Source organism: Azospirillum brasilense (genome assembly GCF_022023855.1).
GTDB lineage: Bacteria > Pseudomonadota > Alphaproteobacteria > Azospirillales > Azospirillaceae > Azospirillum > Azospirillum brasilense_F.
This window is the reverse complement of the sequence record NZ_CP059450.1, coordinates 970252-991628: the sequence shown is the minus strand read 5'-3', so window position 1 is coordinate 991628 and position 21377 is coordinate 970252. Positions and strand designations below refer to the sequence as shown.

General features: G+C 66.9%; 21 protein-coding genes. 5 read left to right on the top strand and 16 right to left on the bottom strand.

Annotated features, from left to right (window positions below):
• Positions 1–242: 242 nt before the first annotated feature.
• From H1Q64_RS17810 to H1Q64_RS17775, 8 genes are all read right to left on the bottom strand, one after another.
• Positions 243–1238 (bottom strand): MDR family oxidoreductase, encoded by a 996-nt coding sequence (locus tag H1Q64_RS17810; RefSeq protein ID WP_237906440.1) that lies wholly within the window; start codon positions 1236–1238, stop codon positions 243–245.
• A gap of 75 nt (positions 1239–1313) precedes the next feature.
• Positions 1314–2918 (bottom strand): AMP-binding protein, encoded by a 1605-nt coding sequence (locus H1Q64_RS17805; protein ID WP_237906439.1) that lies wholly within the window; start codon positions 2916–2918, stop codon positions 1314–1316.
• A gap of 111 nt (positions 2919–3029) precedes the next feature.
• Positions 3030–4286 (bottom strand): ABC transporter substrate-binding protein, encoded by a 1257-nt coding sequence (locus H1Q64_RS17800; RefSeq protein WP_237906438.1) that lies wholly within the window; start codon positions 4284–4286, stop codon positions 3030–3032.
• Between the two features lie 55 nt (positions 4287–4341).
• Positions 4342–5043 (bottom strand): ABC transporter ATP-binding protein, encoded by a 702-nt coding sequence (locus tag H1Q64_RS17795; protein WP_237906437.1) that lies wholly within the window; start codon positions 5041–5043, stop codon positions 4342–4344.
• Complete coding sequence (locus H1Q64_RS17790) at positions 5030–5752, bottom strand: ABC transporter ATP-binding protein (protein ID WP_237906436.1); 723 nt, start codon at positions 5750–5752, stop codon at positions 5030–5032. The genes H1Q64_RS17795 and H1Q64_RS17790 overlap by 14 nt, the downstream gene beginning before the upstream one ends.
• Positions 5745–6797 (bottom strand): branched-chain amino acid ABC transporter permease, encoded by a 1053-nt coding sequence (locus H1Q64_RS17785; protein ID WP_149167729.1) that lies wholly within the window; start codon positions 6795–6797, stop codon positions 5745–5747. Before H1Q64_RS17785 ends, H1Q64_RS17790 begins: the two co-directional genes overlap by 8 nt.
• A 3-nt stretch (positions 6798–6800) precedes the next feature.
• Positions 6801–7685, bottom strand: coding sequence for a branched-chain amino acid ABC transporter permease (locus H1Q64_RS17780; protein WP_014198513.1), 885 nt, complete (start codon positions 7683–7685; stop codon positions 6801–6803).
• Between the two features lie 4 nt (positions 7686–7689).
• Entirely contained in the window at positions 7690–8559 is an 870-nt protein-coding gene (locus H1Q64_RS17775) for a MaoC family dehydratase (RefSeq protein WP_237906435.1), read from the bottom strand.
• A gap of 212 nt (positions 8560–8771) precedes the next feature.
• On the opposite strand from H1Q64_RS17775, the gene H1Q64_RS17770 reads away from it, so the two are divergent.
• Positions 8772–9419 carry a TetR/AcrR family transcriptional regulator gene (locus H1Q64_RS17770; protein WP_237906434.1) on the top strand — a complete coding sequence of 216 codons (648 nt, stop codon included), beginning with the start codon at positions 8772–8774 and terminating at the stop codon, positions 9417–9419.
• Positions 9420–9494: 75 nt separating this feature from the next.
• Here the strand turns inward: H1Q64_RS17770 and H1Q64_RS17765 are convergent, their stop codons facing one another.
• Positions 9495–10424, bottom strand: coding sequence for a LysR family transcriptional regulator (locus H1Q64_RS17765; RefSeq protein ID WP_237906433.1), 930 nt, complete (start codon positions 10422–10424; stop codon positions 9495–9497).
• A 124-nt stretch (positions 10425–10548) separates the two neighbouring features.
• Between H1Q64_RS17765 and H1Q64_RS17760 the strand changes: the two genes are divergently transcribed.
• Both H1Q64_RS17760 and H1Q64_RS17755 read left to right on the top strand, forming a co-directional pair.
• Positions 10549–11739, top strand: coding sequence for a serine hydrolase domain-containing protein (locus tag H1Q64_RS17760; RefSeq protein WP_237906432.1), 1191 nt, complete (start codon positions 10549–10551; stop codon positions 11737–11739).
• A gap of 115 nt (positions 11740–11854) precedes the next feature.
• Positions 11855–13066 carry an MFS transporter gene (locus H1Q64_RS17755; RefSeq protein WP_237906431.1) on the top strand — a complete coding sequence of 404 codons (1212 nt, stop codon included), beginning with the start codon at positions 11855–11857 and terminating at the stop codon, positions 13064–13066.
• 43 nt (positions 13067–13109) lie between these two features.
• Here the strand turns inward: H1Q64_RS17755 and H1Q64_RS17750 are convergent, their stop codons facing one another.
• The 4 genes from H1Q64_RS17750 to H1Q64_RS17735 are packed head-to-tail and all read right to left on the bottom strand — an operon-like array spanning position 13110 to position 17454.
• On the bottom strand, positions 13110–14714 hold the full coding sequence (locus H1Q64_RS17750) for a gamma-glutamyltransferase family protein (protein ID WP_237906430.1): 1605 nt from the start codon (positions 14712–14714) through the stop codon (positions 13110–13112).
• Between the two features lie 56 nt (positions 14715–14770).
• Positions 14771–15808, bottom strand: a complete 1038-nt coding sequence (locus tag H1Q64_RS17745) for an ABC transporter substrate-binding protein (RefSeq protein ID WP_237906429.1) — start codon at positions 15806–15808, stop codon at positions 14771–14773.
• 26 nt (positions 15809–15834) lie between these two features.
• On the bottom strand, positions 15835–16608 hold the full coding sequence (locus tag H1Q64_RS17740; protein WP_237906428.1) for an ABC transporter permease: 774 nt from the start codon (positions 16606–16608) through the stop codon (positions 15835–15837).
• Between the two features lie 3 nt (positions 16609–16611).
• Positions 16612–17454 carry an ABC transporter ATP-binding protein gene (locus H1Q64_RS17735; protein WP_237906427.1) on the bottom strand — a complete coding sequence of 281 codons (843 nt, stop codon included), beginning with the start codon at positions 17452–17454 and terminating at the stop codon, positions 16612–16614.
• 233 nt (positions 17455–17687) lie between these two features.
• On the opposite strand from H1Q64_RS17735, the gene H1Q64_RS17730 reads away from it, so the two are divergent.
• Positions 17688–18392: a GntR family transcriptional regulator gene (locus H1Q64_RS17730; protein WP_237906426.1), complete on the top strand. Its 705-nt coding sequence runs from the start codon at positions 17688–17690 to the stop codon at positions 18390–18392.
• Between the two features lie 32 nt (positions 18393–18424).
• Here the strand turns inward: H1Q64_RS17730 and H1Q64_RS17725 are convergent, their stop codons facing one another.
• The gene (locus H1Q64_RS17725; protein WP_237906425.1) at positions 18425–18823 is read right to left on the bottom strand and encodes a nuclear transport factor 2 family protein; all 399 of its coding nucleotides are present in this window, start codon (positions 18821–18823) and stop codon (positions 18425–18427) included.
• A 79-nt stretch (positions 18824–18902) separates the two neighbouring features.
• Here H1Q64_RS17725 and H1Q64_RS17720 point away from each other — a divergent pair, with 79 nt between their 5' ends.
• Entirely contained in the window at positions 18903–20150 is a 1248-nt protein-coding gene (locus H1Q64_RS17720) for an amidohydrolase family protein (protein WP_237906457.1), read from the top strand.
• A gap of 144 nt (positions 20151–20294) precedes the next feature.
• Here the strand turns inward: H1Q64_RS17720 and H1Q64_RS17715 are convergent, their stop codons facing one another.
• Positions 20295–20549, bottom strand: a complete 255-nt coding sequence (locus H1Q64_RS17715; protein ID WP_237906424.1) for a DUF4167 domain-containing protein — start codon at positions 20547–20549, stop codon at positions 20295–20297.
• A 61-nt stretch (positions 20550–20610) separates the two neighbouring features.
• A complete protein-coding gene (locus H1Q64_RS17710; RefSeq protein ID WP_237906423.1) occupies positions 20611–21075 on the bottom strand; it encodes a hypothetical protein in 465 nt (154 codons plus the stop codon).
• Between the last annotated feature and the right edge of the window lie 302 nt (positions 21076–21377).

The window sequence follows — 21377 nt, the reverse complement described above, 5'->3', positions numbered from 1 at the left end:
AACCGTTACGGAAGCACCTGTAAACCGCACTCCGCGGAACCTTAGAATGGTTCACTGCAACCGCGCGCCAGGATCGGCGACCAGAATGCTGGGCGGTTGTAGAACAGCATCCGATGGGCGATTTCTCTCATGTCATGCCGCTTGATGGCCGAGCGCGAGGGGTTGCCTGATCTGAGTCTCTGGCCGGTGGGTGGCGGCCACCCGGAGCGGAAGGGTGGCCGCCACGAGGAGGGGCTGCCTCCTCAGCCGCGAACGTCGATGACGACGCGGCCGCGAATTTGACCGGCCAGGATCCGGCTTGCCAGATCCGGCAGCGCCTGGAATGGCTGCACCTCATACATCGTCTTCAGCAGGCCACAGTCCAAATCGCGGGCCAGCCGTGTCCAGGCGGCGTTCCGACGGTCTTGCGGGGCCATGACGGAATCAACTCCCAACAGCGCCACGCTGCGCAGGATGTGCGGCAGGACCGTTCCCGGCAGATCGGAGGAGCCGGCCAAACCGCAAGCGGCGATGGCACCGCCCCAGATCGTCTGCGACAGCGCGTTGACCAGCGTCTGCCCGCCCACCGAGTCGACGCCGCCGGCCCAGCGCTCCTTCTGCAAGGGGGCGCCCTTCTCCTGGAGGGCGGTGCGGTCGATGAATCCGCTGGCGCCGAGGCTGCGCAGATAATCGTGAGTCTCCGGCCGGCCGGTTGAGGCCACCACCGGGCAGCCGCGCTTGGCGAGCAGCGCCACCGCGACCGAACCGACACCGCCGGCGGCCCCGGTGACCAGAACCTCCTTGCCGCCCGGCTGGATCGCGCCCCATGCCTCCAGGGCATCGACGCAGAGCGCCGCCGTGTAGCCGGCGGTGCCGATGCCCATCGCCTCTTCCAGCGAGAAGGCGTTCGGCAAGCGGGTCAGCCACTCGGGTTTCAGACGCTGGAAACGGGTGTAGCCGCCCCAGTGCGTTTCCGACAGGCCCCAGCCGTTGGTCACCACCTTGTCGCCGGGCTTCCATGCGGAGGAGCGGGATTCGACCACCGTGCCAGCCAGATCGATGCCGGCAACCATCGGCAGCTTGCGGGCGATACGCCCCTTGCCGCTGACCGCGAGCCCATCCTTGTAGTTGACGGTGGAATAGGCGACCTCGACCAGCACGTTGTTGTCCGGCAGGTCGGCGAGGGTGAGTTGCTTGAAGCCGCCCTTGGGCTTGCCGTCCACGTCTTCGATCACAAAGGCATTGAAAGTTTCGGCCATGGTTGGGTCCTTGTTTTGCGGCGACAGGAATTGTTGCGGGAATTGGTGAATGCCGGAGGCAGTGCGCGGTGCGCGTCAGCCGCCTGCGGAAAACGTCAGCTGTGCCCGCTCCTTCAGTTTGCCACGCTGGATTTTCTCTCCGTTGGGGCTCATCGCCGTCGGGAACTGGTCCACCACGACGAAACGCGCCGGAATCTTGAAATCGGCCAGCGCCGCGCCGACACGCTCGCGCAGGGCGGCCTCGTCGAGAACGGCGCCCTCGCGCAGGCGCAGGAAGGCCACCGGCTTGTTGCCGCGCTCCGTCGCCGCTTCGACGACCACGGCGGTTTCCACGCTGCCGTCGCGTTGCAGCACCGCCTCGATCTCCGCCGGATCGACGAGGAAGCCGCCGAGGCGGAGGACGTCGCCGCTGCGGCCCTTGAAGATGAATCCGCCATCCACCCGCATCGTCGCCAGATCGCCGGTGATGAAGAAGCCGTCCTCGGTGAAGGCGGCCCGGGTTGCTTCGGGATTGCCGAAATACGCGGAGAACAGCGTGTCCGACGCGATCTCCAGGCTGCCGATCCCGCCCGGCGGCAGGACGCGCCCGGTGGCGGTGTCGCGCACCCGGACCCGCGCCTTGGGATTGACCGGATGGCCGCCAGACAGCTTGCGCAGGCCGATCGGGGCGTTCGGGGCCTGTCGTGAGAAGAACGAAAAGATCTCGCTCATCCCGAAACCGTTGGTCATTGGCACGCCGCGCCGCTCCGCCTCTTCCGGGAACAGGGCCAGGGTCGGGTTGAAGGAGGCGATCAGGCAGTCGCGCAGGGACGGAAACGGCTTGTCCTCCGGGCAGACGTCGAGCAGGCGCTTGAAGAGGTCGTCCGGTCCGTTCAGGTGGGTGATCGACCGCGACCGGATCAGGTCGCGGGCCTCCACCGGCTCGAACAGGTTCATCAGCGTGACGGACGCGGCGCCGGCCAGGGTGGCGGCGAATTGCGAGAAGCCGAACACGCCGCAGAACGGGATGGCTTGCAGGAGATGGGCGTCGGCGGCGTCATAGCCGAAGGCGGCGGCCACCTGCGCGGCGTGGTGGGCGACGGCGCCCTGGTGGTGCAGGGCGAATTTGGGAAGGCCGGTGGTGCCCGAGGTCGGGAAGATGATGCAGGGCAGTTCCGGCGCGGCGGCGCTTTCGCCGGCCGCCTCGGCCAGCAGGTCGCGGTGATGAACGACCCGCAAGCCCGGCAGCGGGAAGCCGGACCGGCCATCGTCTTCGCACAGGACCGCCAAACGCAGCGATGCCATCGCGGCCGGATCGAGTTCGCCCAGCATGGTCAGGAACGGGATGTTCTTGAAGCCCGGCCAGACGACGATGGCCGACGCGCCGGTGCGGCTGACGATGGATTCGACCTCGGCCCGGCGGAAGCGGGTGTTTACCGAGACGACGATGGCGCCGATGTGCAGGCAGGCGAAGAACAGGTCGAGATACGGGATGCCGTTCGGTAGCCAGAAGGCGACCCGGTCGCCCGGACCGACGCCAAGCCCCCGGAGCGCCGACGCGCAGCGCAGGCTGCGGTCCAGCAGATCCCCGTAGGACAGGGAGTGCTCGTTCCATCGGACGCGCGCGCCGGGCGCCGTCGCGGCGGCGTGGCGCAACTGGTCGATGGGGGTGACGGTGAAGGGGGGAGCCAAGTGCGTCATCACGGTCCTGTCGTCATCCGATGAGCCGTTGGAAAGAGGAATCAAGAAGGACGTCCCCTCCCCCAAGCTTGGGAGAGGGAGCCGTCCCGTCGGGCCGATGGCCCGGCGCCGTTACCGGTCGCTCCACTTGGGCAGGGGAACCTTGCGCATCTCGGCATTGGCGGCGCTCTGCGGCCAGACGACCTGCAGCTTGCCGTCCTGCCACTGCATGACCGAGATCAGCGCCCGGGTGTTCTGCCCCGCTTCCTTCTCGCCGATCTGGTTCAGCTTCACCCCGGCGCCGGTCAGCAGGCTGCCGTCCGGCAGGTCGGTGGCGTAGGCGGCCTTGCGCAGCGCCGCCAGATCGGTCGAGCCCGCGCGCGGGATGACGTCCGTGAACAGCGTCCAGAAGCCGCCGAAGGCGATCAGGCCCAGCGGACCCGGATCGCGCTTCTCCTTGGCGCGGAAGCCTTCGATGAACTCCGCGTACAGCTTCTGCGTCGCCTCCGGCAGGTTGGAGACGTTCGGCGAGGCCGGGGCGTCCACGTCGAAGATGCCGTCGGCGCTGGCGCCCGTCGCGGCGAGGAAGTCGGGCAGGGCGTAGCCGGTGCCGATGCCGATCATGGCCGGAATGTGGAGGTCCAGTTCGCGGACCTGGCGCCAGAACAGGGCGGCGTCGTTCAGGTAGGAGGTCGCGATGACCGCGTCGGGCTTGGCCGCCTTCAGGCTGAGCACCAGGGACGACAGGTCGTTCACGGTGCGGCTGTAGCGTTCGTTGGCGACCAGCTGCATGCCCAGGGTCTTCGTCTGGTTCGCCGCCGCGTCGCCGACCGACTGGCCGAACTCCGAATCCTCGGAGATCACGGCGATCCGCAGATCCTTCGGTTCCTTGCCCAGCTTGCCGGCGATGTCCTTGGCGAAGTCCGCCGCCGTCTGGCCCATCATCGATGCGTTGAAGGTCAGGCGGATGGTGTTCTTGTACTTGCGCTGGGTGATCTTGTCGGCGACGGCGATGGTCTCCCAATACAGGGCGCCTTCGCGCTCCGCCACCTCGCTGGCGGCCAGGGCAAGCGAACTGGCGTAGCTGCCGGCGATCACCGGAACCTTCTCGCGCACGATCAGCCGGGTCGCCTCGGCGTTGGCGGCGGTCGGGGCCGGCGCGTCGGCGACGGCGTAGGTCACCGGACGGCCGAGCACGCCGCCGCGCTTGTTGATCATGTCGCGGGCGACCTCGGCGGCCTGATAGGCCTCGTTGCCGATCAGCGCCATCGGGCCGGACAGCGGGAACAGGACGCCGATCTTCAGCGGATCGGCGGCCTGGGACGGGACGGCGGCACCGGCCGCCGCCGCGGCGATGGCCGCCGCGGCGAGGATGGATTTCAAGCTCATGATGGTTTTTCCTCCCATTGTGTTTTGTATCGTCGCGCCGTTGCCCGCCCGCGGATCAGCCGCCGAGATAGGCTTCCTTCAGGCGCGGGTCGGTCAGCAGGTCGGCAGCCGGGCCGGACAGGACGATGTGGCCGTTTTCCAGCACATAGCCCCGGTCCGACATGGCGAGCGAATGCTTCACGTTCTGTTCGACCAGCAGGATGGTGATGCCGGTCTCCTTGATACTGCGGACCAGCTTGAAGACGACGTCGACCATGATCGGGGCGAGCCCCAGCGTCGGCTCGTCGAACATGATGGCGCGCGGCTTCGCCATCAGCGCTCGGCCGATGGCGCACATCTGCTGCTCACCGCCGCTCATCGACCCGGCGAGCTGGCCCGAGCGCTCCCGCAGCCGGGGCATCAGGTCGAAGACCTTCTCCAGACTTTCCGCGCGGTGGGCGCGGGCGTGCGGAGCGAAGGCGCCGAGTTCCAGATTCTCCCGCACCGTCATGAAGGGGAACAGACGCCGGCCCTCCGGCACCTGGACCAGTCCGCGCCGGGCGATCGCGTGCGGCGGCAGGGCACCGATGTCCTGGTCGAAGAAGGACACCCGTCCGTACCGTTCGACCGTCCCGGAAATGGCGTTCAGCAGCGTGGTCTTTCCCGCTGCGTTGGCGCCGACGACCGAGACCACCTCGCCTTCCCGGACGTCGAGATCGATTCCATGGAGGGTTTGGATCTCGCCATAGAAGGCATCGAGCTTTCTAACCGTGAGCACCAAAGTCCTCCCCCAGATAGGCTTGGATCACCGCCTTGTCGTTCAGCACGTCGGCCGGCAGCCCCTCGGCCAGCTTGCTGCCGTGGTTCATGACCACGATCCGGTCGCTGACCGCCGTGATGACGCGCATCAGATGTTCGATGATCAGGATGCTGATGCCGTGCGCGCGGATGGCCTCGATCAGCACGATGGCCTTCTCCACCTCCGACGGATTGAGGCCCGCCATGACCTCGTCCAGCAGCAGCACCTTCGGCCGGGTCGCCAGCGCGCGGGAGATTTCCAGGCGCTTGCGGCCGGGCAGCGGCAGGCTCGCGGCCGGCATGTCGCGGCGGTCGGCCAGCCCGGTCAGGACCAGCGCCTCCTCGGCGATGCGGCGGGCCTCGGCGATGTTGTGCGTCTGGTTGATCGCGCCGACCACCACGTTGTCGAGCACCGACAGCCCGCCGAACGGCTTCACGATCTGATAGGTGCGGGCCAGCCCGGCGCGGCAGACCTGGTGCGCCTTCAGACCGGTGATGCTCCTGCCCTCCAGCAGCACCTGCCCCTCTGTCGGCGGAAAGGCCCCGGCGATGCAGTTGAACAGCGTGGTCTTGCCGGCCCCGTTGGGACCAATCAGGCCGACGATCTCACCCTCTCCAATGCGGAGATGGACGTCATTGACGGCGCGGAGGCCGCCGAACTGCTTGCTGATACCCCGGACTTCAAGCATGGCGGCTCTCCTCGCGGACCGGACGGCGACGGGTGGATCCGCCGAACGCCCCGCGCAGGCGCCGGGCGGTGGCGCGCGGCGCGCGGATGGCGCTCATCAGGCCCTGCGGCAGGACGATGACCATCACGATGAGGAGCGCGCCGTAGACGAGCAGGTACAGGCCCTGAAGGCTGCCGGCGAACTCCGCGCGGAGATACTCGCTGAGCGGAACGATGAGCACCGCGCCCAGGACGGGGCCGAGCGGCGTGCCCATGCCGCCGATGATGGCGATCAGCGCGATCTCCACCGAGAAGCCGATGCTGAGCACGGTGGACGGCTCGATCAGCAGGATGTAGTTGGCGTAGAGCGTGCCGGCGATGGCGCTGAGGAAGGCCGACAGGCCGATGGAGAACAGCTTGGTCCGCACGGTGTCGATACCCAGCGCCTCGGCCGCCTCCTCGTTCTCGCGCATGGCCGCCAGGGCGTAGCCGATCCAGGAGCGCTCCAGCACGTAGGTGATGAGAAGCACGACCAGAAGCGCCGCCATCATGATGTAGACGTACCAGAGCCGGTCGGAAAACATCATGTTGGCGAAGCTCGGGTCGAACGGCAGGGACAGCCCTTCCGCCCCACCGGTGAAGGAACGCCAGTTGACGATGGCGATGCGCAGCACCTCGGCGAAGGCGATGGAGGCCAGCGCGAAGAACGGCCCCTGAAGGCGCAGGGTCAGCGCGCCGATCAGCGTCGCGAAGGCCACGGCCGCGGCCGCCCCGACGAACATGCCGATCCAGGGCGACAGGCCGAAATGCATGTAGAGCAGCGTCGATCCGTAGGCACCAAGCCCGAAGAACGCGGCATGGCCCAGCGAGAACTGCCCGGCATAGCCGCCGGCGATGTTCCAGGCGGCGGCGGCCAGCGCCCAGAACAGGACCTTCCAGAGGAAGTGCAGCGTGTAGGAATCGGCGGCGATCAACGGCAGCGCCACCAGGACCGCGACCATCGCCAGGGACAGCAGAAGGCCCTTGCGGGTCGGCCGGTAGGGAGCCAGGAGGGACGTCAGCGTCATGGATCAGGCCCCCAGCTTTTCGGAGCCGCGCTGACCGAACAGCCCGGCGGGGCGGAGCAGAAGCACGGCCAGGAAGACGAGAAAGTAAGCCATCTGGCGCATCTCGGAACCGATGAAGAAACCGCTCAGTGTCTCGATCAGGCCGATCGCCAGGCCGCCGATCAGGGCGCCCGCGATGCTGCCCAGACCGCCGAGCACGACCACCACGAAGGCGATCAGCACGAGGTTGATGCCGACCGTCGGATAGACCGGGAACATCGGCGCCAGCAGGGCGCCGGTCAGGCCGGCGCAGGCGGTGCCGAGGCCGAAGGTGAACAGGTCGATCCCCTTCACGTCGATGCTCATCAGCGACGCCGACCGCCGGTCCTGCGCCACCGCGCGCATCGCCTTGCCGGTGTAGGACGTCTTCAGGAACAGATAGATGACGGCGACCACCGCCATCGCGACCGCGAAGGCGATCAGCAGCGGCGCCGGCAGGGCGATGTCGCCGATCCGCAGCACCTTGCCGGCGAACACCGACGCGGTGGTGCGGAAATCGCCGCCGAAGATCATCAGCGTGACGTTCTGCAGGACCAGCCCCAGCCCGACGGTGGCGAAGATCTGCGCCACCTGCGGCGCCCCCTGGATCGGCCGGATGATCGCCCAGGACAGGAAAAGGCCGAACAGGAACATCAGCGGCGTCACGATCAGCAGGACGAGGTAGGAGTCGAGACCGCTCCAGCTGTTCAGCACATAGGTCAGGTACATGCCGACCATGACGAAGTCGCCATGGGCGAAGTTCTTGATGCGGGAGACGCCGAAGATCAGCGTCAGACCGATCGAGATCAGCGCGTAAATGCCGCCGAGCAGGAGGCCGGACACCACGAGCTGGACGATGATGGCCGACATGGCGTCATCCCCCTGCCGCAGTCTGTGATGACGCCGGGTCGTAGGACAGCGACCTCACCCGCATGTCGGCCGTGACCTTGCCCTCGTCGTTGCGGCTCTGCGCCATCTCGAGGGCACCGTCGGCGGAGCGGCGGACCCAGAGGCTGGCGTGGGAGTCCCAGAAGACCGGGCGCAGGTAACGCACCTCGACGTCGAAGGCGGCCGGCGGACGCTCGTCCGCCAGAACGGACAACAGCCAGACCGCCGTCATGATTCCCTGGGCCAGCGGCGCGCGGAAGCCGTGACGGCGCGCGAACTCCTCGTCGAAGTGGATGTCGTTGCCGACGTCCTGGGAGAAGACACGGACCTTGTCGGGCGTCACCTGCTTCTCGCGCAGCAGGGTCCAGTCATCAGCCGGGAACTCCGCCCGTCGCGGCATTCGCGGCGCGTCGCCGGACGCCTGCGGCGTCCGTCCCGGCGGATCGGCGAGGAGGCCGGTCAGTTCGGTCTCGATGCAGACGCGGCCTTCGCCGTCGGTCAGGTGGTAGAGTTCGGTGACGCTGTGGCCCTTTTTCACCCGGTGCAGGTCGCGGACCCAGCCGGTCACGGCCAGCGGTTCCCCGACCCTGGACGGCCGGATCTGGCGATAGACCTGCGAAAAGAACACGTAGCCGTCGATGTCGAGGCCGCTGGCGACCATCGAGTCGAAGCAGTCCAGCCCGAACAGGCCGGCTTCGTACCGGTCGCCGTAAAGGGCGGGATCGACGTCGGCTGCGGTCAGGCGTTCCGCCTGATAGGCCGCGGAATGGGCGACGCTGCGCGACGGGTATTTGAATCCCGGCGGCGCCCAGCGCGCGCGCTCGGCACGCGGCGACCTGTTCGTCGCGTTGTCCATGCTCTCCCCCCAATCCCGATTCATGATTGTTGAGTCAATAATCAGATTCGCGGATCGACGTGTCAACTCTTAAGACGGCTTTTCAACTTGAAAGTCAAATCGACGCCCCGGGGGTTGATCTGGGCTTGATCGGAACGCCCGGTTGTGTTCCAACGGAAGGACGCTGGTGGAGCGGGGCACGGTACATCGCGAAGGCTGAGGCAACGGACGACATGGCACGCTGGAACAAATCTGTCCTCAACCCTGAGCAGCAAAGAAGCCTCAAGCTTGAGGTGCTTTATAAAGTTGCTGCCGCGGCCTTCCGTCGAAACGGCTATCATGGAACATCTTTGGTCGATATTGCCGACATACTCGGAGTATCTAAGGCCACGCTCTATTATTACGTCAAGAACAAGCAGGATTTGCTTTTTCAATGCCATCTTGCCGCAGCCGACCAAGCGCTGGAGACCATCTGCACCGACCCGTCACTGAACGGTCTTGAGCGGTTGCGGCGCAGCCTCGTCGCTTACGTCATCTCGATCATCGGCGAGGACAGCTTCAGCGTCGTCATCTTGGAGGAACGGTCGCTCAGCGACGAACAGTTGCAGGTGGTGATCGAGAAGCGCGATGCCTTCGAGCGCCGCTTGCAGGACGTCGTGCGCGCCGGGGTGACGGATGGCAGCATCCTGCGCTGCGATCCGAAATTCGCCGTCTTCTCCGTCCTGGGGGCCGCAAACTGGGTGACGAAATGGCATCGGCCCGAGGGGGCCTGGACCATCGACGAGATCGCGCAGGCGTCGGCGGCTCTCCTGTGCCGCGGGTTGGCGGCCGAACCGGTGCCCGGCTACCCGAGCAATCGGCTGTACGGAGACCAACCGTAACGCTCCGAGCTGAATCGACCGCCCGCCCTCGGTGATCGAGGCCACGCATGAGGTTGCTTCGGCAGCGCCGGGCCCTCACCTCCGGGGCTGGTCTTCGGGCTTGGACGCCTTGCTCTTCGTTGTTGGGAACACCCTGGCGCAGAGGAAGTCGACCAGCGCCCGGACCTTTGGCGAGGGGTGCTTGCTTGCCGGCCACAGCACGTGGAAGAGGCCGGTGCGTTCCACATAATCGGTCAGGATCGGCACCAGCCGTCCATCGGCCAAGGGCTCGCGGATGGCGAAGTCCGGCAGGAAGGCGATTCCCAGACCTTGCAGCGCGAAGCACACGCGCGTCTCGATGTTGTTGCAGATCATCGAGGTGGGCAGTTGCAGTTCGGGCTCGCCGGGGGGTTGCCGCAGCGCCCAGACCTCCAGCTTGCCGCTGTTGGGAAAGCGGTAGTGCAGGCAGGTTTGCTGCAGAAGATCGGCGGGGGTTTGCGGTACGCCCCGCCGCGCCAGGTAATCCGGCGAGGCGACCAGATGCATCTGGAAGCTGCCAAGCCGACGTGCCGACAGCCGTGAGTCGGCCGGCTCGCCCGTGCGCACCACGGCGTCGAAGCCCTCCTCGATGACATCGACCATGCGGTCGGTGAAATCCAGGTCCAACTCTATCGCGGGATAGGCGCGCATGAACTCGCCGAGCACCGGCAGCATCAGCGAACTGACCAGCGGCAGGCTCACCCGCAGGCGACCGCGCGGCGCGGCCGTGAGCTGCGACAACTCCAGTTCCGCGGCTTCGATCTCGGCCAGGATGCGACGACTGCGCTCCAGGAACAGCGTCCCCTCGGCTGTCAACGTGACGCTGCGCGTGCTGCGATGGAACAGCCGCACGCCCAGCTTCTCTTCCAGCCGCGCCACGCTCTTGCCCACAGCCGAGGCCGACACGCCCAGCAGCCGGCCGGCGGCGACGAAGCTGCGGGTCTCGGCGACCTGCACGAACACCATGAAGCCGTTCAGGCTGTCCATGATCGGCATCCCCTAGGTGATTGCGGACTGTTTGTTCCGCACAACAAGGAAATGTAGCCTACTTTTTCTTTAATCGAGAGATTTCTATCGTCGGGGCATTGCCGATCGCATCGAGGCACCAGCCATGACGAACTCGCCATCTCCTCTGCATCACGCTGCTCCGTCCACCCATCTCTCCACCCGCATCCATGCCGTCGTCCAGCAGGCCGTGGACGACCGGCGACTGGTCGGTGCCGTCGTTCTGGTCGCCCGTGACGGCGAACTGATCCACCAGCAGGCCACTGGACTGGCCGACCGTGAAAGCGCGCGGCCGCTGACCGTCGGGTCGGTGTTCCGGCTGGCTTCGGTGAGCAAGCCCATCGTCGCCACCGCCGCGCTGGTCCTGGTGGCGCAGGGGCGGCTCGACCTGGACGCCGGCATCGACACTTGGTTGCCCGAGTTCCGCTCCGCGCTGGCCGATGGCCGCCCGGCGCGCATCACGGTGCGGCAGTTGCTCAATCACACGGCCGGTCTCGGTTACCGCTTCCTCGAAGCCGACGAAAACGGCCCCTATGCTCGGGCGGGCGTGTCGGATGGCATGGATGCGTCCGGCATCACCCTCGAGGAAAATCTGCGTCGGCTCGCCAGCGTGCCGCTGCTGTACGAGCCGGGCAAGGCTTGGGGCTATTCACTGGCAACCGATGTGCTGGGCGCGCTGATCGCGCGCGTCGGCGGCACGCCGCTGGACGAGGCCGTGACGCGGCTGGTGACCGGCCCGCTTGGCATGACCGAAACCGGCTTCACCGTCCGCGATCCCCGTCGTGTGGCCACCGCCTATGTGAGCGATGCGCCGCAGCCGCACCGGCTGGCCGAGGGCGAGACGGTTTCGCCTTTCGACGGCGCCGTCGGCATTGCCTACAGCCCGGCCCGCATCTTCGACACGTCGGCTTTCCCGTCGGGTGGCGCCGGCATGGCGGGCACCGCCGGGGACTTTCTGCGCCTGCTGGAAACCTTGCGCCGGGGCGGCGGCGCGCTGCTGCCCGGTGATCTGATCGGGGAAATGGGGCGAGACCAGACCGGCGGGATGGAGCTGCCCAATGCCCCGGGCTTCGGCTTCGGCTTGGGCTTTTCGGTGCTGCGCGACCCTCGGCTTGCCGCATCGCCGGAATCGCCGGGCACTTGGCGGTGGGGCGGCGCCTACGGCCATGCTTGGTTCGTGGATCGGGCGCGCGGGCTGAGCGTCGTCGCCTTCACCAACACGCTGTACGAAGGCATGTCCGGCCGCTTCGTCACGGATCTGCGCGATGCGGTCTACGGCGCGCTGGAGGATCGGTGATGACGGCGACATCCGCAAGGATGGCTGCCATCGTGTTTCGCGGCGGCATCACCGGCAAGGAGATCGTCGCGCGGTCCGTCGAGGACGCGGAACGCCTCATGCTGGGGGCTGGACGATGAGGGCCGCCGGCACCGACCGCCTGCCGCTGGCGTCCCTGCTGGCGCTGGCGATGGCGGCCTTCATCACCATCCTGACCGAAGCGCTGCCAGCCGGACTGCTGTCGCAGATGGCACAGGGGCTGGCGGTGTCCGAGGCCTGGGTCGGCCAGACGGTCACGATCTACGCCATCGGGTCTCTGTTGGCAGCGATTCCGCTGACTGTGGCCACGCAGGGCCTGCGCCGTCGCCCATTGCTGTTGACCGCCATCGCGGGCTTCGTCGTCGCCAACACCGTCACGACGCTTTCCGGCAGCTACGCGCTGACGATGGTGGCGCGCTTCCTGGCGGGGATGTCGGCCGGGCTGCTGTGGGCGCTGCTGGCCGGCTATGCCGCGCGCATGGTGCCCGAGCGGCAGAAGGGACGCGCCATCGCAATCGCGATGGTCGGCACGCCATTGGCGCTGTCGCTGGGCGTGCCGGCCGGCACCTTCCTCGGCAGCCTGCTGGGATGGCGGACGTGCTTTGGCCTCATGAGCGCCCTGGCGCTGCTGCTCATGGTGTGGGTGCGCGTGACGGTGCCGGATTTTGCCGGGCAGAGGATGGGCGAGCGGCTTTCGCTGGGGCGTGTCTTCACCCTGGCCGGCGTGCGTCCGGTGCTGTTCGCGGTGCTGGCCTTCGTTCTGGCGCACAACATCCTCTACACCTACATCGCACCGTTCCTGGCGGCGGCGGGCATGGCCGGGCGCACGGATCTGGTGCTGCTGGTGTTCGGCGTCGCCTCGCTCCTGGGCATCTGGATCATCGGCGTGCTGATCGACCGCCATCTGCGCGCGCTCACGCTCGCCAGCACGGCCGTGTTCGGCCTGTCCGCGCTGGCGCTCGGGACGGCGGGTGAGGTGCCGGCCGTGGTGTTCGTGGCGGTGGCCGCCTGGGGCTCGGCCTTCGGCGGTGCGGCGACGTTGTTCCAGACGGCGCTGGCAAAGACGGCGGGAGACGCCGCGGACATCGCGCAGTCCATGCTGGTCACCACTTGGAACACGGCGATCGCCGGTGGCGGCATCGTTGGGGGCGTGTTGCTCGGAGGGCTGGGCGTCGGTGCGTTCGCGCCAACCCTGCTGGTGTTGCTGGCGGCGACGCTGGTGGTGGTGCGGGCGGCTCGGCAGCATGGCTTTCCCGTCCCGGCCGGTGCGGCTGACAACCCGGTGCGGTTCGGTTCCGGACGGTGCTGACTGTCCGGATGGGCTGGTCCGGGCCGGTCCCGTCCGCCATCGGTCAAGCGGACCTGGACGATGAAATGACCGCGGCGTTGCAGGGCGAATGCTCTCGGGCTCGAAGCGCGTTGCCTTCGCCGCGCGGATCATGGGCGCCGGACACGGTGCCTCCATCGGTGAGGCGGAGGACCCCGGCTTGGCCGAAGATCGGCGACAGGGCGGGAAGGGGTGCCACCTCATGCCCCAGGGCGGCAAGGTTTCCGATCGCGGCCTCGCCGAGGGACGCCTCGATCTTGAGGCTGTCACGGCTGTCGGAGAAGGTCCTTCCCAGAAGGAAGCGGGGCTGGGCAAGCGCCTCCTCAGGCGTCATGCCGTAGTCGATCAAACCGGTGAGCAGCACGGCAAGGGTCTGCGGCTGGCCGTCCGCACCCTGGGTGCCATAAAGAAGATGGGGCTCCCCGTTCCTGAGGGCGATGCCGGGGTTCAGGGTGTAGAAGGGCCGTTTGCCGGGCTTGATCGCGTTGCGGTCGCCGGGAACGGTCGAGAACGCCGCGCCGCGATTCTGCCAGAGGACGCCGGTATCACCGACCAGGACGCCGCTGCCCCAGTCGAAATAGGTGCTCTGCAGAACACTTGCGCAGCGCCCCTGCTCGTCGGTTGCGGCGAAGAAGACCGTGTCGCCATGGCGGTAGGGTTGCGGCCAGGGCAGGGCGCGCGCCGTTTCGATGGCGGAGGCCTTGCCGGCCAGACGCCGCGGGTCGAGAAAGTCCCAGGGCGGTGGCTCGGAACCGTCGGGGTCGGCGATGAGCGGCCGGTCCAGAAAGGCCTGCTTCACCGCCTCGACCAGCAGGTGGTAGCGGAGCGGGCTGGTGGGGGGCAGGGCCGTCAGGTCGAAGTGGGAGAGAACGCCCATGATCGCCAGCGTGGAAAGCCCCTGCGTCGGCGCCGGCGGGGCCAGCAGGGTCAGCCCGCGATAGTCCAGGGCGACGGGGGCCTCCTCCCGCGTCCGGGTTGTGGCCAGATCCGCGGCGCCGAGGGGGGAGCCCGCGGCGGCCAGTCCCTCGGCCAGTTGCCGTCCGAGCCGCCCGTCATAAAAGGACCGGCAGCCATCCTCGGCCAGCAGGGAAAGGCTGCGGGCGAGAGCGGGCTGCTTGAAGAGCTCGCCGGGGACGACGCTGAAATGATCCGCGAAGCCTTCCCAGTGCGGGATCTCGTCGCGCCGGAAATCGAACCAGAAATGTTGCGAGCGGCTGGGGACATAGCCGTCCCGGGCCTGGGCAACGGCGGGGGCGAGGAGGTCGGCGAAGGGTTGGGTGCCGCCCCATTGTTCGGCGCTGTAGGCAAGCGCTCGCCCCCAGCTGTCAACCGCGCAGGCCGAGGTGACGGTCGAGGCGGGGCCGCGCAGGGGGATCACAGCCTCATAGGCTGGAAGCTGGCCCGCCGCCTGCCCGATGCCGAGGAAACAGCGTTGCCGTCCCTGCCGGTCCGCCACTAGCCAGATGGCGTCGCCGCCGATCCCGCAGAAATGCGGCATGACGACGGACAGGCTGGCGGCGATGGCAACCGCCGCTTCGATGGCGGTGCCGCTCCTCGCCAAAACGGCGGCCCCGGCCTCGGATGCCAGGGGGTGCGGGCTGGTGACCATTCCCGGCCGGGCGACGTTCATCTTCGCTCCCCATGCGCGAAGCCCGGCCACGGGTCCGGCCGGGCTTCGTCCTGCGATCAGTCGGCCTTGTAGGCGAGCTTGCGGTCGGCCGCCGGCGGCAGGAACTGGCGGGTGAAGACCTGCTCCGGCTTGGGCGTGGTGGTCAGCTGGTAGCCTTCGACCATGATGCCGATCGAGCGGGCGAGGCGCGCGTCGTCCACGTCGCCAAGGCCGATCCGGTCGACTTCGGGCGACAGGATGAGTTGCTCGTAGGAGAACTTCATGCGGGCGCGTTCAAGCTCTTCCTTGGCCAGATTGTCGTAGGCAAGGACCGCCTTCACCCCGGCCTCGGCGTCCGCGCCGATCTCCACCGCCGCCTTGTTGACCGCGCGGACGAGGCCGGCCACGGCGTCCGGGTTCTCCTTGATCAGCTTCTGGGAGACCATCATGCCGTTGGAATAGAGGTCGAGGCCGAACTCGCCGAACAGCAGCCAGTTGTAGTCCTTGGCGGGGTCCTGGCGGTTGTTGATCAGGTTGAACCAGCTGGTGATGTTGAAGACCAGGGCGCCGTCGATGTCGCCCTTGATCAGCATCGGCTCCTGCAGGTTCGGCCCCATGTTCTCGATGGCGACCTTGGTCATATCGACCTTGTTGAGCGTGCCGAGCACGGTGACGAGGCGGGTGGTCGGGGTGCCCTGGGCGCCGCCCAGCTTCTTGCCGACGAGATCGGCGGGCTTGGTGATGTTGGTCGTCTTCTTCGACACGATCGCGAAGGGCGGCTTGTTCCAGAGCTGATAGACCATGATCGGCACCTCGCCGGGGCGGGTCGCCGCGTTCTGGATGATCGCGTTGATGTCGCCGAAGCCGGCGTCATAGGCGCCCGACATGATGCGGGTCACGGTGGCCGCCGACCCTTCGCCCTGGTCGATGGTGACGTTCAGCCCTTCGGCCTTGAAGTAGCCCTTCTGCTGCGCCAGCAGGAAGGGAGCGTCGGAGCCCTGGGTCTTCCAGCCGAGCGTGAACTTGATGTTGGTTTCGGCCAACGCCGGCGCGCTCAGGCCCGGCCCACTCAGACAAAGGCCGAGCGCAAGCGTCGAGAGAAGCTTTTTCAACATGGGAGGCTCCGTTTCGGGATGAAGGTTCAGGCGGAAGCAAAGCCCTGGCGACGGGTGGCCCAGCCGGTGACGCGCGCCTCGACCAGCGAGAAGGCGATGTAGAGCAGGATGCCGAGGGCGGCGAGCAGGAAGAGGCCGGCAAAGACCAGCGGTACGTCGAAGTTCGAGGAGGCCGTCATCATCACGTTGCCGATGCCCTTGTTGGAGGCGACGGTTTCGGACAGCACGCTGCCGACGAAGGCGAAGGTGACGGCGATCTTCAGCGAGGCGAAGAAAAAGGGCATGGTGCGGGGCAGCCCGACGTTCCACAGGATGTCGAGCTTGCTGGCGCCGAGCGACTTGAGGACATCCTCCAGTTCCGGCTCGGTGGTGGCGAGGCCGGTCGCGATGTTGACGACGATCGGGAAGAAGCACATGGCCAGAGCGGTGAGGATGGCCGGCGTCGCGCCCGATCCGAACCACAGCACGAAGATCGGCACCACCGCGACCTTGGGGATCGAGGAAAAGCCGATCAGCAGGGGATAGACCGTGTCGTAGGCGGTGCGGGAGACGCCGACGGCCGCCCCGATGATCACCCCGACGGTGACGCCCAGGATGAAGCCGATCATCGTGGTCCAGAGAGTCTGCAGCACATGGGGCCAGAGAATGCCGAGGCGGGAGACCAGCGTCGCGAAGACCTGGGTCGGGCGCGGGAGGACCAGATCGGAAACCTGAAGGGCGAGGCAGAGGAATTCCCAGGTCGCGAAGAAGCCGAGGATGAGGATGGCGGCCCAGAGGCGGCGGCGCAGTTCGTAGCTCATGGCTCAGGCTCCGCGGATGGCGGTGTCGGTGCGCGCGTCGATGATGAGGTCGCGCAGGCGCTGGTTGAGGGCGACGAAATCGGCGTCGAAGGTCATCTGGATCGTGCGCGGGCGGGGGAATTCGACGGCGCTGTCATTGATGATGCGGCCGGGGCGGGCGCTCATCACGCAGACGCGCGAGGCGAGAAACCCCGCTTCCTTCAGGTCGTGGGTGATGAGCAGGACGGTGGGTTTGCGCTTCAGCCATAGGGATTGCATCGTCCCCCACAGCTCCTCGCGCGTGAACTGGTCGAGCGCGCCGAACGGTTCGTCGAGCAGCAGCAGGCTCGGTTCATGGATGAGGGCGCGGCAGAGGTTCGCGCGCTGCAGCATCCCGCCCGACAGCTGCCAGGGGTAATGGCCGGCGAACTTGTCGAGCCCGACATCGGCCAGCAGGGCGTGCACCCGGTCGCGATACTCCGTCTTACGCTTGGCGCGATAGTCGGAGCGGAAGGGCCGCACGATCTTCAGCGGCAGCATGACGTTCCGCTCGATGGTCAGCCAGGGCAGCATGGTCGGATTTTGGAAGGCCATGCCGATGCGCAGGGCCTTGGCCGTCACCTCGCGCCCGCCGACGAGGACGGCCCCCCGGGTCGGCTGCAGCAGGCCGGCCGTCAGCCGCAGGATCGTCGACTTCCCGCAGCCCGACGGGCCGACCAGGGCGACAAATTCGCCATCGGCGATCCGAAGGTTCGTCTCCTGCAGGGCTGCGAACGACTTGCCCGGCGCGCCGAACGAAACGGCAGCCTGGGAAAGCTCGACGGCAATGGCGGAACGGCCTTGCTGGATGGCTTGGGATGGGGACATGCGGCGCACCTCGTGACGGACTGATGATCTGTATGCAACAGGTGCGCCAATCACCCTGGTGGCCCCCGCTCCATGTCGGGAGTGACCAGCTTTTGGCGAAGGAAAGTGTGTACAATTACTGTATGCGACTCATTTGTGCAGGGTGAGGAGGCTGTTGCATTCAAATGCGGCACTTGGCGAGTTGAATTCCCGCCTGAGCTCCCTTATGCAGAGTGGGTCAGGAGAGGGCGGTGATGGCCGAGGAAAAGCGTTCGAGGAAAACCGGAGGCGACCGTGTCGCGGTGATCTGCACGGCCTTGCGGCGCGCGATCATCGAGCGGGCGCTCTCACCGGGAGACCGGCTGCCGGAGGATTCGCTGGGCGAACGCTTCGGCGTCAGCCGGACCATCGCCCGCAGCGCGCTCGGGCAGTTGGCGGCGGAAGGCCTTGTCGATCTGCGCCGGAACCGCATCGCCGTGGTCGCGGTGCCGTCCTTCGAGGATGCACGAGACATCTTCGACATCCGGGTCGATCTTGAGCGTCAGGTCGTCCGGCATCTGGCCGGCAAGTTGACCGAGGCCCAAGTGAAGCAATTGAAGGCCATCGTCGAAGCCGAACATCAGGCGCGGCATGGCGCCGAGGGGATTTCGATCCGTCTGGCAACGGAATTCCATGTCCGGCTGGCGGAAATGACCGGCAAGCCCGTCCTGATCCGCTACGTGACGGAGATCTGCTACCGCGCGGGATTGTCGCTGGCGGTCTTCAGCCGTCCCCATTCGTCCGAATGCGCGGTGAATGAGCACCTGGAACTGATCGAGGCGATCCGGACCGGCCCCGCCGACAAGGCCTGCGCCCTCATGGACGAGCATTTGGAGGCCGTGGCCGCCCGCGCGCTGCTGCAAAGCTCGGGCGCCAGGAGCCGCGACCTCATGGATATCCTGGCGCCCTACACGGAATAAGGGCGCCAGGCATTCAGGTCAGGGCATTCCGGTCAGCGGGCGCAGGAGGGATCGAGAATCCACTCGGCGCTATCGTTCCAGACATCGGTTTCGACGATCAGCCCGTCCCGCACCACGAAGCGGTCGACATAGCGGTTGTTGTCGAAGGGCGTGCCGTCCGGCCAGGCGCCGTACAGGCAACCGAGGCTGTAGACGATGGTTTCCGTCTCGCCCGGCACCACGTCGTAGCGCTCGATCCGCTTCTTCACCCATTTGTAGCGGGCGGCGTTGAAGCCGGTCGGCCCGCTCGGCGTATCGAAAACGCGGTGCCCGGTGAAGCGGCAGATGAAACCCGGGGCCACATGTTTCGCCGCGCGCACGGGATCGGGGGCCATGGAGGCATCCAGATAATCCTTCACGGCCTGCAGATCGCGTTCGGTCATCTCGCTCATTGGGAACTCCACAAGTGTGCTCGGTCTGGCATCGAAAGTGCATACTGCTTATGCATGCAAATGTCACGCCGGATCTGAGATGACGCAGAACCAGATTTTCGACCTTCTCTTGCGCAACGCCCGCCTGAGGGGAGGGCAAGGACTGCAGGATATCGCGGTCAGGCAGGGACGGATCGCCGCCATCGGCCCTGCCTTGGCCGGTACCGCCGTCGTCGAGGCCGTCGTCGAGGAGGATGCCGGTGGGCGTCTCGTCCTGCCGGGGCTGGTCGATACGCACATCCATCTCGACAAGTCCTGCCTGCTCTGCCGGTGCCGCGATGCCGGCGGCGGACTCAAGGGGGCAATCGCCGCGGTGTCCCGCCTGAAAAGGGATTTCACGATCGAGGATGTCTACGAACGCGGTGCCCGCACCCTGGAGCGCGCGATCACGCAAGGCACCATGTTCATGCGGACCCACGTGGAACTCGATCCGCTGGTCGGCCTGCGCAGTTTCGAGGCCATGAAACGGCTCAAGCGGGATTATGCCTTCGCCATCGACCTGTCGATCTGCGTCTTTCCGCAGGAGGGGATGACCCATGATCCGGCGGTCGAAGGGTTGCTGACCCAGGCCCTGGCGGAGGGAGCCGATCTCCTGGGCGGCTGTCCTTACACCGATGCCGATCCCTCCCTGCACATGGAGCGGATCTTCGCCCTGGCGGTGGCGCACGACGTCGATCTCGATTTCCATCTGGATTTCGATCTCGACCCCAGTTGGTCCCATCTCGAGGAAATCTGCCGGCGGACGATGGCGGCGGGCTGGCAGGGGCGGGTCGCCGTTGGTCATGCCACCAAGCTCGCGGCCATCGATGATGCGGCGCTGGAGCGGATGATCGCGCTCCTGGCCGATGCCGGCGTGGGGGTGACGGCCTTGCCCGCGACGGATCTCTACCTCAACGGGCGGGATGCCAACCACCGCGCCCCGCGCGGGGTGGCGCCGGTTCACCGGCTGGCGGAGGGCGGCGTTGCCGTCTCGGTCGCGACCAACAATGTCCTGAACCCCTTCACGCCCTTCGGCGATGGCTCGCTGATCCGGATGGGCAATCTCTATGCGAACCTCATGCATCTGGGGCCTGAAAGCTTCGGCGGCTGCCTCGATTTGATCTCCAACGGGGCCGCCCGGCTGATGCGGATCGCGGACTATGGCGTCGCGGTCGGCGGACAGGCGGACATGGTCGTGCTCGACGCCGACGACGAGGCCGACGCCTTCGGCGGAATAGCCGTGCCGCTCATGGGGTTCAAGCGCGGCCGCAAGAGCTTCGTTCGACCGGCCGCGACGCTGCTGAGGTAGCGGGCTCCCCCGCTGTCCGCGGTCGGGGATCGGAGCGTGCCGAGTTCCGTTGCGCGGGCAGCGAGCCGCTCCGGGCTTGCCGGAGGCCATTTGGCCTGAACCACGCCGCCACGGACCGATCGTGATCGGTGGGGCGGCGGAGCCTCAGGGATCGTTGCGGCCGTGGGCCACACGGAACCAGTGCTCCGCGTGCTGGCGACAGGTTTCGGCTTCGACGGAGTCGCCGGATCGCTCGGCATCGCTGGCGCGGGCGAGCCACTGTTGGTGCTTCTGCTCGGCGGAGCCGTTGACCTTCTGGTGTGCTCGCGCAGGGGCCCCCTGCGTGGCTTGCCGTTGGGCTGCTTTTCCGAACCGTGGCTGCCGACGGGCTCGATCGCCCACCGGATTGTCGAAAGGCATGAACGTAGATCCTTGGGTGGTCGGTGGACCGCGATCGGAAGCGAAGGATCATTCCCGAATGCTAATCCTGGCGTTCCTTCGTCAGGCCGGAAAAAGCCCGGAAAGCCTCGGTCACATCATTCATGACCTGCGGGAAGAACGCAACGCGGCCGGCAAGCGGACCGTCATTGATGGTTATGGGACGGGGGAGCGGACGCGGCAAGGGAGGCGGCTTGCCGGGGTCCCGCTCGTCGGCGCGGGGAGGCTCGTAGAAATGCAGGGCGAGCTGACCGTCGGGTTCAGCGGCGTAGGGAAGGCCGGGCTCGGTCCGGCGCTCCGCACCGGGAAGGACATACTGATCGCCCTGGGCGGTCCTTTCCGTCAGCGGCATCCAAGACACCCTTTCGCCGGTTGAAGCCTCGCTCAACTTATCAGGTTTCAGCCAATTCGCTCCAGCGAATACGGCGGATTGTCGAGCGCAGAAAGCGCTGAAGAGCCGCGTCGCCGACTTCACGCCGGCGGTGCCGACCGCCTCCACCACCGTCATGCGACACAACAGCTCACGGAAGCGTTACGATATTCCCGTATCAGTAGAATTTAAATATCTTGAAGCAAGCATTTATCGCATAAAAATCTAATAAGCGTGGTGGATGATGACGTATTGCCTGAGTTTTTCATGCAAAAGTAGGCTTTTTGTGAGGCGAGGCGCTCGGCTTCCCCATCCGGGTAGCCCGCCGCCGCAGGCCCATCGTCCGTCGGCAAACCTCGCTCGCGCCCGCCGATGACGGCGTGCCCCTCCGCCCGATCCCATTGCCAACCAATCGACCAAACCGGGCCGAACACCCGGAA

What these genes read in the sequence shown, in the direction of transcription:
- H1Q64_RS17740 (WP_237906428.1), bottom strand. Translation starts at nt 16,608, where the DNA reads ATGAGCTACGAACTGCGCCGCCGCCTCTGGGCCGCCATCCTCATCCTC.
- H1Q64_RS17730 (WP_237906426.1), top strand. Translation starts at nt 17,688, where the DNA reads ATGGCCGAGGAAAAGCGTTCGAGGAAAACCGGAGGCGACCGTGTCGCG.
- H1Q64_RS17785 (WP_149167729.1), bottom strand. Translation starts at nt 6,797, where the DNA reads ATGACGCTGACGTCCCTCCTGGCTCCCTACCGGCCGACCCGCAAGGGC.
- H1Q64_RS17715 (WP_237906424.1), bottom strand. Translation starts at nt 20,549, where the DNA reads ATGCCTTTCGACAATCCGGTGGGCGATCGAGCCCGTCGGCAGCCACGG.
- H1Q64_RS17805 (WP_237906439.1), bottom strand. Translation starts at nt 2,918, where the DNA reads ATGACGCACTTGGCTCCCCCCTTCACCGTCACCCCCATCGACCAGTTG.
- H1Q64_RS17720 (WP_237906457.1), top strand. Translation starts at nt 18,903, where the DNA reads ATGACGCAGAACCAGATTTTCGACCTTCTCTTGCGCAACGCCCGCCTG.
- H1Q64_RS17770 (WP_237906434.1), top strand. Translation starts at nt 8,772, where the DNA reads ATGGCACGCTGGAACAAATCTGTCCTCAACCCTGAGCAGCAAAGAAGC.
- H1Q64_RS17800 (WP_237906438.1), bottom strand. Translation starts at nt 4,286, where the DNA reads ATGAGCTTGAAATCCATCCTCGCCGCGGCGGCCATCGCCGCGGCGGCG.
- H1Q64_RS17775 (WP_237906435.1), bottom strand. Translation starts at nt 8,559, where the DNA reads ATGGACAACGCGACGAACAGGTCGCCGCGTGCCGAGCGCGCGCGCTGG.
- H1Q64_RS17810 (WP_237906440.1), bottom strand. Translation starts at nt 1,238, where the DNA reads ATGGCCGAAACTTTCAATGCCTTTGTGATCGAAGACGTGGACGGCAAG.
- H1Q64_RS17725 (WP_237906425.1), bottom strand. Translation starts at nt 18,823, where the DNA reads ATGAGCGAGATGACCGAACGCGATCTGCAGGCCGTGAAGGATTATCTG.
- H1Q64_RS17755 (WP_237906431.1), top strand. Translation starts at nt 11,855, where the DNA reads ATGAGGGCCGCCGGCACCGACCGCCTGCCGCTGGCGTCCCTGCTGGCG.
- H1Q64_RS17765 (WP_237906433.1), bottom strand. Translation starts at nt 10,424, where the DNA reads ATGGACAGCCTGAACGGCTTCATGGTGTTCGTGCAGGTCGCCGAGACC.
- H1Q64_RS17735 (WP_237906427.1), bottom strand. Translation starts at nt 17,454, where the DNA reads ATGTCCCCATCCCAAGCCATCCAGCAAGGCCGTTCCGCCATTGCCGTC.
- H1Q64_RS17760 (WP_237906432.1), top strand. Translation starts at nt 10,549, where the DNA reads ATGACGAACTCGCCATCTCCTCTGCATCACGCTGCTCCGTCCACCCAT.
- H1Q64_RS17790 (WP_237906436.1), bottom strand. Translation starts at nt 5,752, where the DNA reads ATGCTTGAAGTCCGGGGTATCAGCAAGCAGTTCGGCGGCCTCCGCGCC.
- H1Q64_RS17710 (WP_237906423.1), bottom strand. Translation starts at nt 21,075, where the DNA reads ATGACGGTGGTGGAGGCGGTCGGCACCGCCGGCGTGAAGTCGGCGACG.
- H1Q64_RS17780 (WP_014198513.1), bottom strand. Translation starts at nt 7,685, where the DNA reads ATGTCGGCCATCATCGTCCAGCTCGTGGTGTCCGGCCTCCTGCTCGGC.
- H1Q64_RS17745 (WP_237906429.1), bottom strand. Translation starts at nt 15,808, where the DNA reads ATGTTGAAAAAGCTTCTCTCGACGCTTGCGCTCGGCCTTTGTCTGAGT.
- H1Q64_RS17750 (WP_237906430.1), bottom strand. Translation starts at nt 14,714, where the DNA reads ATGAACGTCGCCCGGCCGGGAATGGTCACCAGCCCGCACCCCCTGGCA.